We start from the raw sequence: 15,188 nt of genomic DNA, 5'->3' as shown, positions 1-15,188 counted from the left end.
TACGCCATGGCTGAGCTTGCCACTATTGCCAGACCCTATGCGGAAGCGCTTTTCAAGGCGTGCACCGCGGAGGGTGCGGATTTGGGCGTCGCCACCGGATGGGTGGACGAACTGGCTGCCATCGCGGCGCATCCGCAGTTGCGCGAGGTTGCTGATAGCCCCAAAGTCACGACGGAGCAAGTTTTCGGCGTGATCACTGCAGTGGTGCGCGGCTCGTTGCCTCCGATGGCGAGCAACTTTCTGCGCACAGTGATCGAGAATGGTCGATTGCGGGTTCTGCCCGAGATTGCCGAGCAATTCCGAACCCTGGTCAATGAAACCAAGGGTTCCTCGGACGCTGTGGTGGTCAGCGCCTTTCCCATTGATGAGGCTGCCCTCGCCGATCTGGGCGCGGTGCTGGAGAAGCGTTTTGGGCGCAAGCTCAACCTGTCGGTGAAAGTGGATTCATCACTGATCGGCGGCGTGCGCGTGGTGGTCGGTGACGAAGTGCTGGACACTTCCGTCAAGGCTCGTCTGGAACAAATGAAGGTTGCGCTCACGGCCTGAGTGCCTTGAGCGCGGCAACTTTAACGAAGGAAGGAAAGAGTCATGCAACTCAATCCCGCAGAGATTTCCGAGCTCATCAAGAGCCGCATCGAAGGACTGGCTGCCAGCAGCGATATCCGTAATCAGGGTACGGTCGTGTCGGTCACCGACGGCATTGTGCGCATTCATGGTCTCTCAGACGTGATGCAGGGCGAAATGCTGGAGTTTCCTGCCGATGCGGAAGGGCAGCCCAGCTACGGCCTGGCGCTCAACCTCGAGCGCGACTCGGTCGGGGCCGTGATTCTGGGTGCTTATGAGCACATCTCCGAAGGCGACACCGTCAAGTGCACGGGCCGCATTCTGGAAGTGCCGGTGGGTCCTGAACTGGTGGGTCGCGTGGTCAACGCGCTTGGCCAGCCGATCGACGGCAAGGGTCCAATCAACGCCAAGATGACGGACGTGATCGAGAAGGTCGCTCCGGGCGTTATCGCGCGCCAATCGGTGGACCAGCCGCTGCAGACCGGCCTGAAGTCCATCGACTCCATGGTGCCCATCGGTCGCGGGCAGCGCGAACTCATCATCGGTGACCGCCAGACTGGCAAGACGGCGGTGGCCATCGATACCATCATCAACCAGAAGGGCCAGGGCGTCACTTGCATCTACGTCGCGATCGGTCAGAAGGCATCGTCGATCAAGAATGTCGTGCGCTCTCTGGAGCAGGCCGGCGCGATGGAGTACACCATCGTCGTTGCCGCCTCGGCCTCTGAATCTGCCGCCATGCAGTACGTTTCGGCGTACTCCGGCTGCACCATGGGCGAGTATTTCCGTGATCGCGGTGAAGATGCGCTGATCATTTACGACGATCTGTCCAAGCAGGCTGTGGCGTATCGTCAGGTGTCCCTGCTGCTGCGTCGTCCGCCAGGCCGTGAAGCCTTCCCCGGCGATGTGTTCTATCTCCACAGCCGCTTGCTGGAGCGTGCGGCGCGCGTGAATGCAGCCTACGTCGAAGCGTTCACGAAGGGCGAGGTCAAGGGCAAGACGGGTTCACTCACCGCATTGCCGATTATTGAAACGCAGGCGGGTGACGTGTCGGCTTTCGTGCCGACCAACGTGATCTCGATCACTGACGGCCAGATTTTCCTGGAAACCAGTCTTTTCAACGCCGGTATCCGTCCCGCCATCAACGCCGGTATCTCGGTCTCGCGTGTCGGATCGTCGGCACAGACAAAGATCATCAAGGGCTTGTCCGGTGGTATCCGTACCGATTTGGCACAGTACCGGGAGCTGGCGGCCTTCGCGCAGTTCGCGTCTGATCTGGACGAGGCCACCCGCAAGCAGCTGGATCGTGGCGCTCGCGTCACGGAACTGCTTAAGCAGGCGCAATACAACCCCTTGCCCATCAGCCTGATGGGTGCCACGCTGTTCGCGGTGAACAAGGGCTTCCTGGACGATGTGGATGTCAAGAAAGTGCTGTCCTTCGAGTCCGGATTACACCAGTTCCTAAAGTCCAGCCACGGCGATCTGCTGGGACGCTTGGAGAAGAACCGGGCCTTTGACAAGGAAGGCAAGGATGAAGCCGAACTGACGCAAGCCATCACCGCGTTCAAAAAATCCTTCGCCTGAGCGCAGGAGGAACCCGACATGGCAACAGGCAAGGAAATACGCGGGCAGATCAAGAGCTTCGAGAATACGAAGAAGATCACCAAGGCCATGGAAATGGTCTCCGTTTCCAAGATGCGCAAGGCGCAGGAGCGCATGCGCGCAGCCCGGCCTTATGCCGACAAGGTGCGATCCATCGCCGCGCACTTGGGCGATGCCAACCCGGAATACGTGCATCCGTTCATGAAATTGAACGATGCCAAGACCGCCGGCATCATCGTGGTGACGACCGACAAGGGGCTCTGTGGTGGTCTCAACACCAACGTCCTGCGGGTTGTCACCAACAAGCTGCGCGATCTTCAAGGCGCGGGCAAGGACGTGCAAGCGGTCGCCATTGGCAGCAAAGGGTTGGGGTTCCTCAATCGTGTTGGCGCCAAGGTGGTTTCCCAAGCGACGGCGCTTGGCGATACACCGCATCTTGAGAAGCTGATCGGGCCGGTCAAGGTTTTGCTTGACGCTTATTCCGAAGGCAAGGTGAGCGCGGTGTATTTGAGCTACACCAAGTTCATCAATACCATGCGGCAGGAGCCGGTCGTCGAACAGCTGCTGCCGCTGTCGTCCGAAGAAATGCGCAAGCACAAGAGCGGACCAGGCTGGGACTATCTGTACGAGCCGGATGCGCAGAGCGTGATTGACGACTTGCTGGTCCGCTATGTCGAGTCGCTGATCTATCAGGCGGTCGCCGAGAACATGGCGAGCGAGCAATCGGCGCGGATGGTGGCGATGAAGGCCGCGACGGACAACGCGGGCAACATCATCGGTGAGCTCAAACTGGTCTATAACAAGACGCGCCAGGCGGCCATCACCAAAGAGCTTTCGGAAATCGTCGCTGGCGCGGCGGCTGTCTGACCCCGGTTTTTACCTATTTTTGGAGCAAAGAAATGGCTCAAGAGAATACCCAAGCGAACGCTGGCGTTCAGGGCAAGATTGTTCAGTGCATTGGTGCCGTGGTGGACGTGGAGTTTCCGCGCAACCAGATGCCCAAGGTCTACGATGCACTCAAGCTTGAAGGCTCCGCGCTGACGCTGGAAGTGCAGCAGCAGCTCGGCGACGGTATCGTGCGTACCATTGCCCTTGGTTCGTCCGATGGTTTGAAGCGCGGTCTGATGGTGACCAACACTGCAGCGCCGATTACGGTGCCAGTGGGCAAGGCCACGCTGGGTCGCATCATGGACGTGCTCGGCAATCCGATCGACGAGCGCGGCCCCGTGGATCAGACGCTCACGGCGTCGATTCACCGCGCGCCTCCGGCCTACGACGAGCTTTCGCCTTCGCAGGAGCTGCTGGAGACCGGCATCAAGGTGATCGACCTCGTGTGCCCGTTCGCCAAGGGCGGCAAGGTCGGTCTGTTCGGTGGCGCCGGCGTCGGCAAGACAGTGAACATGATGGAACTCATCAACAACATCGCCAAGGCGCACTCGGGCCTGTCCGTGTTCGCCGGCGTGGGTGAGCGTACCCGTGAGGGCAATGACTTCTATCACGAAATGTCCGACTCCAAGGTCGTGGTGCAGGAGAACCTGTCCGAGTCCAAGGTGGCCATGGTGTACGGCCAGATGAACGAGCCCCCGGGCAACCGTCTGCGCGTGGCCCTGACGGGTTTGACGATCGCCGAGTCCTTCCGTGACGAAGGCCGCGACGTGCTGTTCTTTGTGGACAACATCTACCGCTATACCCTGGCCGGTACCGAAGTGTCCGCGCTGCTGGGCCGCATGCCTTCCGCCGTGGGCTACCAGCCAACGCTGGCCGAGGAAATGGGCAAGCTGCAAGAGCGTATTACCTCCACGAAGGTGGGTTCGATCACGTCCATTCAGGCTGTGTACGTGCCGGCCGACGACTTGACCGACCCGTCGCCAGCGACGACGTTCGCCCACTTGGACTCCACCGTGGTGCTCTCGCGTGACATCGCCGCCCTGGGTATCTACCCCGCGGTCGACCCGCTGGACTCCACCAGCCGCCAGCTTGACCCGCATGTGGTGGGCGAAGAGCACTACAAAGTGGCTCGTGACGTGCAGGGCACGCTGCAGCGCTACAAGGAGCTGCGCGACATCATCGCCATCCTTGGGATGGACGAACTGGCCCCTGAAGACAAGCTGGTGGTGGCACGCGCGCGCAAGATTCAGCGCTTCCTGTCGCAGCCCTTCCACGTGGCGGAAGTGTTCACCGGCTCGCCGGGCAAGTATGTGTCGCTGGCGGAAACCATCCGCGGCTTCAAGATGATTGTGGCGGGCGAGTGCGATCATCTGCCTGAGCAGGCGTTTTACATGGTTGGCACGATCGACGAGGCCTTCGAAAAGGCCAAGAAACTGGCTGCCTGATGTGAGCGCCTGGGCTGAAGCCCGTCAAGGCTTGGTCGAGCGCAGGCTCGAGCTGGATCACGCGAACAGCCCGGTGCGAAACATCTAACTGTAGGAGTCCCCCATGAATACGATCCATGTCGATGTGGTCAGTGCCGAGGAATCCATTTTTTCGGGTGAGGCGAAGTTTGTCGCGTTGCCTGGGGAATCAGGTGAACTGGGAATCCTGCCCAAGCACACGCCGTTGATCACCCGCATCAAACCAGGCTCGGTGCGCATTGAGCTCGCCAATGGTGAAGAAGAGTTTGTCTTCGTCGCAGGTGGAATTTTGGAGGTTCAGCCAGACCGCGTTACGGTGCTTTCTGATACCGCGATCCGTGGTCGAGACCTCGACGAAGAGAAGGCGGAAACAGCGCGCAAGCAGGCCCAGGAGGCGCTGTCGCATGCCAAAAGCGAGATCGATCTCGCGCGTGCGCAATCCGAGCTGGCAATCATGGCGGCACAAATCGCTGCCTTGCGCAAGTTCCGCGAGAAGCGCTGATTCCAAGCGAGACAGAACACGCGCTGGGCGGCTTGCGCTGGTCCCGTTTTTGTGAAAAAGCCCGCATTTGCGGGCTTTTTTTGTGGTGTAGCCAGCTCGTTAGCCAGTCTAAGCGGAGACTCGTGTCATCAAGAGGCGTCGTCGCGCGCCCCTGCAACACCGCAATCTGGATACGTCATGTCGCCAGGCTCCCAAGGCTTGGCACAGCGAACGCCGAGTGCGTGCAAAGATCGCGCCGGGCGACTATGACAGAGCTACCTACTTGGCCGCGTTGACCAGATATTCGACAGCCGCCTTGAAATCGGCATCTGAAGCACTGGAGCCGCCTTTGGGAGGCATTCCGCCTTTGCCCTGCGTGGCAATCTTCAGCACTTCGTCAAACCCTGCGGCAAGGCGTGGCGCCCAAGCCTCTTTGTCGCCCAACTTGGGAGCATTGGCCACACCGGTGCCGTGGCAGGCCACGCAGGTGGTGTCGTAGATTTTCTTGCCCGCATCAGCGGCCGGCGCGGCGGCAGGCGCTGCAGCGGCGGTTGCCGTTGGTGCGGCCGCGGCTGCGGCTGCAATTTTTGCAGGATCGCCGACTTCGGATTCACCCACCTTCTCGATGCGCTGTTCCAAGGCTTGTGGTGTCGGAATTGCACCCACGCCGGTCTTTGTGCCCGACGAATAGAAAGTCACCAACCCCATGATGACGAACACCGGCACAGTAAAACCCAACCCGGCCGCGACCAGGGTTTGCATGGGCGTATTGATCAATCCGTGGTTTGTCTCGTCGTGTTCCTGGCTCATGGTGTTCTCGATGAATACAGAGGTGTCGCGCGTGTGGCAATAGTTCCGATTATAGGAGTGTCCATTCGTATCTGGACACCAATTGCAGCTCGATCCCGGCTACGGGTGGCTGCTTGTGGCCACCTTGTCATCGGCGGCCGCGCTCCAGCCGCCCCCCAGAACCTTGTAAAGCGTCACCTGGTTCTGCAGTTGTTGCAACCGCGTGAGCACCAGAGCCTGTTCGGATGCGAACAGCGAGCGTTGTGCGTCGAGCAGGTCGAGGTAACTGGAAACGCCATTGCGGTAGCGAAGATCGGAAAGCTCAAACCGGCGCGAATCCGACTTGGCCTGTGCCTGCTGCGCTTCAAGCTGCTTTTGCAGTGTGGCACGGCCCGCCAAGGCGTCAGCCACTTCACGGAAGGCCGTCTGAATGGATTTTTCATACTGGGCCACGGCGATATCGCGCCCGACCTGAGCGGCTTGCAGATTGGCCTGGTTGCGTCCGGCGTCAAAAATCGGCACGACCGCCTGCGGTGCGAAGGAAAAAGCCCAGGAGCCGCTCTTGAACAAGCCTGACAGTTCAGTACTGACCGTACCCAGTTGCGCCGTCAGCGAAATGCGAGGGAAGAACGCTGCGCGTGCTGCGCCAATATTGGCGTTGGCACCGATCAGCTGCTGCTCTGCGGCTGAAATATCCGGACGATGTTGCAGCAAATCCGACGGCAGGCCGGCCGGCAGAGCCTGCATGGGAGTGGCCTTGGCCAGGCGTGAGGCCGCAAGGCTGGAGCGCACGTCATCGGGCAATGGTTGACCGATCAGCAGCACCAGTGCGTTCTCGTCCAGCATGCGCTGGCGTTCCTGCTGGGCCAGCGTGGCACGCGCTTGTTGCGCAAGGCTTTCCGCCTGTCGCAGATCGAGCTCCGAGCTGATGCCGTTATCCAGCCGCAACTGCGTCAGCTTGACGGACTCTTCGCGCGTTTGCAGCGTGCGACGCGAGAGGTCAAGCAGCTCTTCGTCCGACATCAGCGCCAGCCAGCCAGACGCCACTGCGGAAACCAGGCTGATCTGCCCGGATTTGCGCGCCTCGTCGGTGGCAAGGTATTGGGCCAGCGCCTGTTCCTTGAGTGCGGCCACCCGGCCAAAAAAATCAATCTCCCAGCTGGCAATGCCAGCGCCCACCTGCCAGACCGAGCCGTACTTGCCGGTGGTGGTACTGGGCTGGCGGGTGAAGCTGCCAATGCCGTTGAGCGTGGGGTATTCGTTTGCGCGCTGGATATCAAACTGCGCGCGTGCCTGTTCCACGCGCAGTACGGCGGTGCGTTGGTCGCGGTTGTTCTCCAGCGCCAGCTGGATCAACGATTGCAGCCGCGCGTCAGTGAAGTAGTCCTGCCAGCGGATGTCGGCTGCCGATTTCGCGCCAGTGGAATCTGCCGGCATGGTGGTGGGGTAGCTGGCCGGGACGGGGGCCGCTGGCCGCTCGTAAACGGGGATGAAGCTGCAGCCGGCGAGCATCAGCGTCACCAGGGCAGCGCCCAGCGTACGCGTCGAGTGGGTGGTTTGCATCATGGAAAGCTCGTTGTCAGTGGTCAATGGTCGTTGCCGTGCAGGTGGGCTTGCTCGGCATCATGCTCCTGCTGGCGCTTGCTGCCCTTGAAGAAGCTGCGGACCAATACGAAGAAGGTGGGCACGAACAGGACGGCGAGCAAGGTGCTCGTGATCATGCCGCCGACCACGCCGGTGCCGATGGCGCGCTGACTGGCCGAGCTTGCGCCAGTCGCCAGGAACAGCGGCATCACGCCGAGGGTGAACGCCAGCGAGGTCATGATGATGGGGCGAAAGCGCAGGTGCGCGGCAGCCAGTGCGGCCTCGAACACGCTCTTGCCGGACGCATGCAAATCCTTGGCGAATTCGATGATCAGGATGGCATTCTTCGCCGACAGGCCGATGATGGTCACGAGGCCGATCTGGAAATACACGTCGTTGGCGAGACCGCGGAAAAGCGTGGCCACCAGCACGCCCAGGACGCCCAGCGGCACCACCAGCAGCACGGCGAACGGAATGGCCCAGCTCTCGTACAGTGCGGAGAGCGCCAGGAACACCGCCAACAGCGAGAAGGCGTAGAGGATCATCGCCTGGCCGCCAGCGAGCTTTTCCTCGCGTGACTGCCCGGTCCATTCGTAGCCGAAGCCCTCGGGCAAGTTGGCGGCAATGCGCTCCATCTCGGCCATGGCTTCGCCGGTGCTCAGGCCGGGCGCCGGGCCGCCGGCAATCTTCATCGCGGGATAGCCGTTGTAGCGCACGGTCTGCATCGCGCCGGTGATCCAGCGCGTGCTGGCAAACGTGTTGAGCGGCACGACCTGCCCCTTGTTGTTCAGCACCGGCAGATCCAGCACCGCTTCGGGTTGCATGCGCGCCTTGCTGTCCGCCTGAACCACCACGCGTTGCAATCGTCCCTGACTCGGGAAATCGTTGATGTAGGCGGAACCGAGCGCGGTCGAGAGCGCTGCGTTGATGCTGTCAAAGCCCACCCCCAGCGCCGCCGCCTTGTCGCGGTCGATCTCGATCTGCATTTGGGGCGCGTCTTCGATGCCGTCTGGCCGCACGCCGGCCAGCAGCTTGCTTTGGGCTGCCATGCCCAGCAACTGGTTGCGCGCCGCGACCAGTGCCTCATGGCCCTTGCCGCCGCGGTCCTGCAGTCGGAAAGTGAACCCCGCGGCGTTGCCCAACTCCGGGATGGGCGGTGGGTTGATGGCGAACAGGAAGGCGTCGCGGAAGCCGTACAGCGCCATCGTGGCACGGTTGGCAATGGAGCTGGCGTCGTGCTGCGCGCCTTTGCGCTCGTCCCACGGCTTGAGCGTGACAAAGGCCAGACCCGCGTTCTGCCCCTGGCCGGAGAACGAGAATCCGGCCACGGTCACGATGTGCTCCACCTCGGGTTGCGCGAGGAAGTACTTTTCCACCGCCTTGAGCGCTACTTCGGTACGGGCGAGCGAGGCTCCCGGAGGGAGTTGAACGTTGGTGATCAGATTGCCCTGATCTTCATTGGGCAGGAAGGAGGTTGGCAGCTTGGTGTAAATCAGCGCCACCACGGCGATCAGTGCCGCGTAGACCACCATCATGCGTCCGCCGCGGTGCAGCAGGCGTGACAGGCCCGATTCGTAGCGGTGGGTGGTGCGCTTGAAGCCGCGATTGAAGGCGCCGAAGAAGCCGCGTTTCTCGGCATGCCCTTCGGTCATGGGCTTGAGCAGCGTGCCGCACAGCGCCGGCGTGAGCGACAGCGCCAGGAAGGCCGAGAACGCGATGGATGTACCCATGGTGGCGGCGAACTGGCGGTAGATGTTGCCCGTCGAGCCCGGGAAGAAGGCCAGCGGCACGAACACCGAGATCAGCACCACCGTGACGCCGATGATGGCGCCCGAGATTTGCGCCATGCCCTTGCGTGTGGCTTCCAGCGGCGAGAGTCCTTCCTCGGTCATGATGCGCTCGACGTTCTCCACCACCACGATGGCGTCGTCGACCACGATGCCGATCACCAGCACCATGCCGAACATGGTCAGTACGTTGATCGAAAAGCCCAACGCCAGCAGCGTTGCAAAGGTGCCCAGCAGCGCCACCGGCACGACGATGGTCGGGATGATGGTGTAGCGCAGGTTCTGCAGGAACAGCAGCATCACGAGGAACACCAGCGCCACGGCTTCGAACAGTGTTTCGACCACTTTCTGGATCGAAACCGAGATGAACACCGAGGTGTCGTACGGAATGGCGTATTTCACACCCTGCGGGAAGAATTTTTGCAACTCGTCCAGCTTGGCTTTCACCAGTTTGGCGGTTTGCAGCGCGTTGGCCGTGGGGGTGAGCTGAACGCCCATGCCCACCGCTTCGGCGCCGTCCAGGCGGGCGCCGCCGCTGTAGCTTTGCGCGCCCAGCTCAACGCGGGCGACATCTCTCACGCGCACGCTGGAGCCATCGGTGTTGGCGCGCAGCACGATGGCGCCGAACTGCTCGGGCGTGGTCAGCTGCCCTTTGACGACGATGGTGGCCGTGGTGGCCTGACCAGGGGTGCTGGGCAGGTCACCCAGATTGCCGGCGGAAATCTGCACGTTCTGCGCGCGAATGGCGGCGTTGACCTGATCGAGCGAGAGATTGAAACCCTTGAGCTTGGCCGGATCGATCCAGATGCGCATGGCGCGTTCAGCGCCGAACTGGGTCACCGTGCCGACGCCCGGCAGGCGTTGCAGCTCGGGCACGATGTTGCGCGCGGCGTAGTCGTTGAGTGCCTCGATCGTGACGTCGGGCGTCTCGGTGGTGAGCATCGAGAACAGCAGGAAGTTGGAGCGTGACTTCTCCACCCGCACGCCTTGTTGCACCACGGCCGACGGCAAGCGGGGCGTGGCACGCGACAGGCGGTTTTGCACGTCCACCTGCGCCAGGTCGGGGTTGATGCCGGTTTCAAAGCTCAGCACCAGCGAGCCGGTGCCGTTGGCCTGGCTGGTCGTCTCCATGTAGACGAGGCCGGTGGCACCATTCATCTCGCGCTCGATCACGGCAAGCACGGAGTCTTCCAGCACCTGTGCCGTTGCGCCGGGGTAGGCGACCGAAACCTGAATCGTCGGTGGCGCCACCGCCGGGTATTGGGCGATGGGCAGCTTGGTGATCGAGACCGCGCCTGCCACCATGATGAAGATGGCGATGACCCACGCAAAAATGGGTCGTTCAATGAAAAACTTGGCCATGTGCCGTGCTCCCGGCGATCAGGACTTGGCCGCGGCAGCCGCGTCCTTGGCCGGTGCGGCGGGCGCCTTGGCAGGAGCGACACCCAGGGCCGTCCATGGCACGGGTTGCACGATGATCGGATCGCCAGGTTTGACGCGCGGCAGCTTCTGGAAGCCATCCACCATCACCTGCTCGCCGGCCTTCAGGCCGTCCAGCACCACCCAGCTGTCGCCCTGGCTGGGTCCGAGCTTGACAGGGTGCGCAGTGAGCTTGCCACCTTCGCCGACCACCATCACCGTATCGCCGGCCGGTGAGCGCGTCACCGCCTGCTGTGGCAGCAGCACCGCGTTGTCCGCTTGCGCCTGCTCCAGCCGCACACGCACGTACAGACCGGGCAGCAATGCGTGCTCGGGGTTGGGCACTTCGGCGCGCAGCGTCACCTGCCCACTGGTCGGGTCGACGGACAGATCGGTGAACAGCAATTTGCCCGTGTGGGTGTAGGTGCTGCCATCTTCCAGGATCACGCTGACCTTGGCCGCATTGGCGCCGGCCGACTGATACTTGCCGCTGGCCATCTGCGCGCGCAGCTTGAGCGCGTCGGCAGCGGACTGCGTGAAATTCACATAGAGCGGATTGATCTGCTGGATCAGCGCCAGCTGCGTCGGCGTGCCTTGGCCGACCAGGGCGCCCTCGGTCACCAGCGCGCGGCCGATGCGCCCGGAAATGGGCGCGGTCACGGTCGCATAACCCAGGTTGATCTGTGCCACCGTCACCGCTGCCTTGGCGGCGGCCACGTTGGCTTCAGCGGCGCGCTGCGCCGCGACGGCATTGTCGTAATCCTGCTTGCTGACGGCGTTCTGAGCCACCAGCGGCGCATAACGATCGGCCAGTGCGCGGCTCTGCGCCAGGCTGGCCTGTGCCTGCGCGAGGCTGGCCTGCGCTTGCGCGACGGCGGCGCGATAAGGCGCGTCGTCGATGAGAAACAGCTTCTGCCCGGATTTGACATCGCTGCCCTCGGTGAACACCCGCTTTTGCAGGATGCCTGCGGCGCGCGCACGTACCTCGGCCATGCGCGAGGCTTCCAGGCGCCCGGGCAGTTCCGTGATCAGCCCTACGTTGCCAGGCTGCACGGTGACCACGCCGACTTGGGGCGGCGGTGGCGTGCCGCCCCCAGCCGGTTGGGCGCCAGACTGGCCGCAGGCACTGAGTGCCAATGCGCCCGCCAGGGCCAACGAGAGCGCCAGCGCGCGCGAGGGCAAACGAGAGGCGGGACGGGCCGAGGAAGGCAGTCGCAACATGAAATTCCTTTGCTGGGCGATGCACCGGCCGGCGGCAGCGCCGTCGCATGGACGGCCGCGCGCAATCGGGTGCACGAAGACAGAGCCCGGAATTATACATACATCATTGAATGTATAATTCCAGAATCTGAACGAGCGGGGATTTTCCCTTTTTTTGAGGATTTTTTCAGATGGCCAGGCGCACCAAGGAAGACGCAGACGCCACCCGGCAGGCGCTTCTGGATGCAGCGGAGGCCGTGTTCTACGCCAAGGGCGTCGGCCGTGCTTCGCTGGCCGAGATTGCGCAGGCAGCCGGTGCCACGCGCGGCGCGATCTACTGGCACTTCAAGGACAAGGTCGATCTGTTCAACGCCATGATGGATCGCGTGACCTTGCCGCTGGAAGCGGACGCGTGCGCGAGTGATGTTCCAGGCGATCCGCTGGAGCGCGTGCGTGGCGCGGTGGCGCGATTGTTTGCCACCGTGGTCGGCGACCCGCACACGCGCCGCGTGTTCGAGATCGCGATGTACCGCGTGGAGTACGTGGCTGAACTGGGCGCGGTGCGCGAGCGCCATCAGGCGGCGCTGCTGCGTTTTCACGCGCAACTGACGAAAGACCTGGCGCTGGCCGCCACTCAGCAGGGCATCGCGTTGCCGATGAGCGCCGCCGATGCGGCGCTCGGCCTGCAGGCGCTGTTCGATGGTTTGCTGCAAGCCTGGATTCTGGGCAGCGCGCCGTTTGCCCTGGAGCAAGTCGGTTCGGGCGCTGTCGCGGCCTATCTGCGTGGATTGGGCTATCGCCTTCACGTACAGAGTGACATGCGATAATCGACAGCTTCTTTTTTGTGCGGCTGTAGCTCAGTGGATAGAGTATCGGCCTCCGAAGCCGAGGGTCGTGGGTTCGATCCCCGCCAGCCGCGCCAAAACACCATCCCGGTTTATCCCGGGCCCCCCTTGAAACCCGCATGTTTCCCGGCATTGCGGGTTTTTTCATGTCCTGGACAATCGCCTGCATGACGCAAGCCGACGCCCAGAGCACCTCCCACCCCTACGCAGCCCTCACGCCCGACGTAGTTCTGGATGCGCTCGCTGCGGTGGGCTTGGCGGGTGATGGCCGCCTGATGGCGCTGGGCTCCTACGAGAACCGCGTCTATCAGGTCGGCCTGGAGGATGGCAGCCGCGTGGTGGCCAAGTTCTACCGGCCCGGGCGCTGGAGCAGGGCAGAGATTCGGGAGGAGCACGCCTTTGCTGCCGAGCTCACCGGGGCCGAGGTGCCGGTCGTGGCGCCGCTGGTGCTGGGCGGTCAGACCTTGCATGAACACGGCGGCTTCGCGTTCTCGGTCAGCCCCTGGCGCGGCGGTCGGCCGCCGGAGCTCGACGACTTCGAGGTGCTCGAATGGCTGGGCCGTTTTCTCGCGCGCCTGCACACCGTGGGCAGCGCGGGGCCGTTTGCCGAGCGCCCGGCGTTCAGTGCGCAGGCCTGGGGCGAGGCGCAGCGCGACTGGCTGCTGGCCCATGAGGCGGTGGCGCCCGAGGTGCGTGGCGAGTGGCAGGCCTTGTGTGTGGATGCTCTTGCGTTGATAGCTCCTGACGCTTGTCCATCAAGCGCTACAGGCCAATTCGGCTTGAAAAATGCAAGTTTGATCCGCGTGCACGGCGATTGCCACCCGGGCAACGTGCTCTGGACACCGGCCCATGAACTCGGCGGCGGCCCGCACTTCGTCGATCTGGACGATGCGCGCATGGGCCCGGCGGTGCAGGACCTGTGGATGCTGCTCTCGGGCGAGCGGCGCCAGCGCACGCAGCAGCTCTCGGCCTTGCTCGACGGCTACGAGCAGGTGCGCGATTTTGACCGGCGCGAACTTGCGCTGATCGAGCCGCTGCGCACACTGCGCCTGATCCACTACAGCGCGTGGCTGGCGCGGCGCTGGGTCGATCCGACCTTTCCGATTCACTTTCCGTGGTTCGGCACGCCCGACTACTGGCGTGGCCAGGTGGCGATGCTGCGCGAGCAGATTGAGGCGATGCAGGAGGAGCCGCTCAGCGCCTGAACGCTGCGCGGGATGGGGGCAGGGCGGGTCTCAAGCCGCGCGGGCCATGTCGCGCACCCATTGGCACCACTGGGCAGCCGCCACGGCTTGCGGGTCGGTCTGCGCTTGCAGCTCCGCGGGCCAGCGCCGCTCGCAGCCGTTGACGATGCTGGTCAGCTGCCAGAGCGCTTCGCGCACCACGAAGGAGAGCTCGGACAGGCCGACCGCGTCGTCCTGCAAGTGCTCCAGATCGCCGCTGCGCATGCCGGCGCCTATCAGGGTGTGCTCCAGGCTGCGCAGGCGCTCCTGCACGAAGGCCATGGGGCCGGAGTGCTGCGCCAGATCGTCGGGCAAATGGCAGGCGGCCTTGGCGGCCTGCCATTGGTCAAAGGCCTGCTGGAGCTGGTGGATCAAGGCCTGCAGTTGTTCCTTGGGCGGGGCGGTGGGCGTGCTGTCAGCGTCGTCCGCACCATTGAGCAGGGCCAGGGTGTGCTGGGTGAGTTGCGGCGGGAATTTGCGGCGGTTCAGTCGCAGCACCAGCGAGAGTTGGGATACCGCGTCGTGCGCGTATTTCTCGGCAATGGCCGCCACCACCTCCGCCAGCAGGAGTACCTGCCCGAGTGCGGAAATCTGGTCGCCCGCAAGCCCGCGCGGGTAACCCGTGCCGTCCATGCGTTCGTGGTGCTCCAGGACGGCGGTTTCCACCGCGCGGCCATAGACCCCGGCATCGCGTACCACCATCATGGCGGTGATCGGGTGGACCACCAGGTGGCTGCGTTCGGTCCCGGTCACCTGGTGATTCGGGTCGCGCCACACCGGGTCCATGTGCAGCACGCCCAGATCGTGCAGCAGCGCGGCCACCGCCAGGCGATTGCAAGCGGCCTCCGGCATCTGGCTGGCGAGCGCCAGGTACTGCGCAGTGAGCATGACCTCCAGGCTGTGCACGAGCAGGTCCGGCATCTGCTCGCGCATGACGGTGAGCTTGAACGCGATGCCGGGTGTGAGCGACAAGGCCTTGAGCGGGGCCAGCAAGCGGGCGCTGCCGCCCAGTGCCTGCGCCAGCAACTGGGGCAGCCAGGCGGTTTGCAGCAATTGCTCGGCTTGCGCCAGCAGCGCGGCGGGGGTGACTGCATTGGCAACCGTGAGGTGGGCGTCCACTGGCTCGCGCAGCTTGTGGCGCACCAGCCGCTCGTGCAGACGGCCGTCGATGCGCGTGCCCTTGTCGATCAGCTTGATGCCACTTTCGCTGTAGATCGCACCATGGGCCACGACCTCATGGGTTTGCGCCATGGCGGTGACGGCGCGCAGGTAATGGTCGTTGCCCAGCGGGTCGCTGGCCGGGGTTGCTGGAATCTCGCTCATGCCAGAGTGCAATGCGTGTC

The 15,188-nt window shown here is 63.4% G+C and carries 12 protein-coding genes and 1 tRNA gene; 8 read left to right on the top strand and 5 right to left on the bottom strand.

Features of this window, described 5'->3' with window-relative positions; genetic code table 11:
• Positions 1-6 precede the first annotated feature (6 nt).
• The 5 genes from ABS45_RS09560 to ABS45_RS09540 all read left to right on the top strand — a co-directional run bounded on the left by ABS45_RS09560 (position 7) and on the right by ABS45_RS09540 (position 5,019).
• On the top strand, positions 7-546 hold the full coding sequence (locus tag ABS45_RS09560; protein ID WP_291555260.1) for a F0F1 ATP synthase subunit delta: 540 nt from the start codon (positions 7-9) through the stop codon (positions 544-546).
• A 42-nt stretch (positions 547-588) separates the two neighbouring features.
• Positions 589-2,148, top strand: a complete 1,560-nt coding sequence (atpA, locus tag ABS45_RS09555; RefSeq protein ID WP_291555259.1) for a F0F1 ATP synthase subunit alpha — start codon at positions 589-591, stop codon at positions 2,146-2,148.
• Positions 2,149-2,166: 18 nt separating this feature from the next.
• Positions 2,167-3,033 carry a F0F1 ATP synthase subunit gamma gene (gene atpG / locus ABS45_RS09550; RefSeq protein ID WP_291555258.1) on the top strand — a complete coding sequence of 289 codons (867 nt, stop codon included), beginning with the start codon at positions 2,167-2,169 and terminating at the stop codon, positions 3,031-3,033.
• Positions 3,034-3,065: 32 nt separating this feature from the next.
• Entirely contained in the window at positions 3,066-4,499 is a 1,434-nt protein-coding gene (gene atpD, locus ABS45_RS09545) for a F0F1 ATP synthase subunit beta (RefSeq protein WP_291555257.1), read from the top strand.
• A 103-nt stretch (positions 4,500-4,602) separates the two neighbouring features.
• Positions 4,603-5,019, top strand: coding sequence for a F0F1 ATP synthase subunit epsilon (locus ABS45_RS09540; RefSeq protein WP_291555256.1), 417 nt, complete (start codon positions 4,603-4,605; stop codon positions 5,017-5,019).
• A gap of 258 nt (positions 5,020-5,277) precedes the next feature.
• Here ABS45_RS09540 and ABS45_RS09535 read toward each other — a convergent pair whose 3' ends face one another.
• The 4 genes from ABS45_RS09535 to ABS45_RS09520 all read right to left on the bottom strand — a co-directional run bounded on the left by ABS45_RS09535 (position 5,278) and on the right by ABS45_RS09520 (position 11,798).
• Positions 5,278-5,808 carry a c-type cytochrome gene (locus ABS45_RS09535; protein WP_291555255.1) on the bottom strand — a complete coding sequence of 177 codons (531 nt, stop codon included), beginning with the start codon at positions 5,806-5,808 and terminating at the stop codon, positions 5,278-5,280.
• A gap of 99 nt (positions 5,809-5,907) precedes the next feature.
• On the bottom strand, positions 5,908-7,353 hold the full coding sequence (locus tag ABS45_RS09530; RefSeq protein ID WP_291555254.1) for an efflux transporter outer membrane subunit: 1,446 nt from the start codon (positions 7,351-7,353) through the stop codon (positions 5,908-5,910).
• Positions 7,354-7,373: 20 nt separating this feature from the next.
• A complete protein-coding gene (locus tag ABS45_RS09525; RefSeq protein ID WP_291555253.1) occupies positions 7,374-10,520 on the bottom strand; it encodes an efflux RND transporter permease subunit in 3,147 nt (1,048 codons plus the stop codon).
• A gap of 18 nt (positions 10,521-10,538) precedes the next feature.
• The gene (locus tag ABS45_RS09520; protein WP_291555252.1) at positions 10,539-11,798 is read right to left on the bottom strand and encodes an efflux RND transporter periplasmic adaptor subunit; all 1,260 of its coding nucleotides are present in this window, start codon (positions 11,796-11,798) and stop codon (positions 10,539-10,541) included.
• Positions 11,799-11,968: 170 nt separating this feature from the next.
• On the opposite strand from ABS45_RS09520, the gene ABS45_RS09515 reads away from it, so the two are divergent.
• From ABS45_RS09515 to ABS45_RS09505, 3 genes are all read left to right on the top strand, one after another.
• Positions 11,969-12,604 carry a TetR family transcriptional regulator gene (locus tag ABS45_RS09515; RefSeq protein WP_291555251.1) on the top strand — a complete coding sequence of 212 codons (636 nt, stop codon included), beginning with the start codon at positions 11,969-11,971 and terminating at the stop codon, positions 12,602-12,604.
• A 19-nt stretch (positions 12,605-12,623) separates the two neighbouring features.
• Positions 12,624-12,699 (top strand) — tRNA-Arg (locus ABS45_RS09510).
• A gap of 90 nt (positions 12,700-12,789) precedes the next feature.
• Positions 12,790-13,827, top strand: a complete 1,038-nt coding sequence (locus ABS45_RS09505) for a serine/threonine protein kinase (RefSeq protein WP_291555250.1) — start codon at positions 12,790-12,792, stop codon at positions 13,825-13,827.
• 30 nt (positions 13,828-13,857) lie between these two features.
• Here the strand turns inward: ABS45_RS09505 and ABS45_RS09500 are convergent, their stop codons facing one another.
• Positions 13,858-15,168: an HD domain-containing phosphohydrolase gene (locus ABS45_RS09500; protein WP_291555249.1), complete on the bottom strand. Its 1,311-nt coding sequence runs from the start codon at positions 15,166-15,168 to the stop codon at positions 13,858-13,860.
• Positions 15,169-15,188 lie beyond the last annotated feature (20 nt).

Source organism: Comamonas sp. SCN 65-56 (assembly GCF_001724135.1).
Taxonomy (GTDB): domain Bacteria; phylum Pseudomonadota; class Gammaproteobacteria; order Burkholderiales; family Burkholderiaceae_C; genus Comamonas_C.
This window is presented reverse-complemented; position numbering and strand designations above follow the sequence as displayed.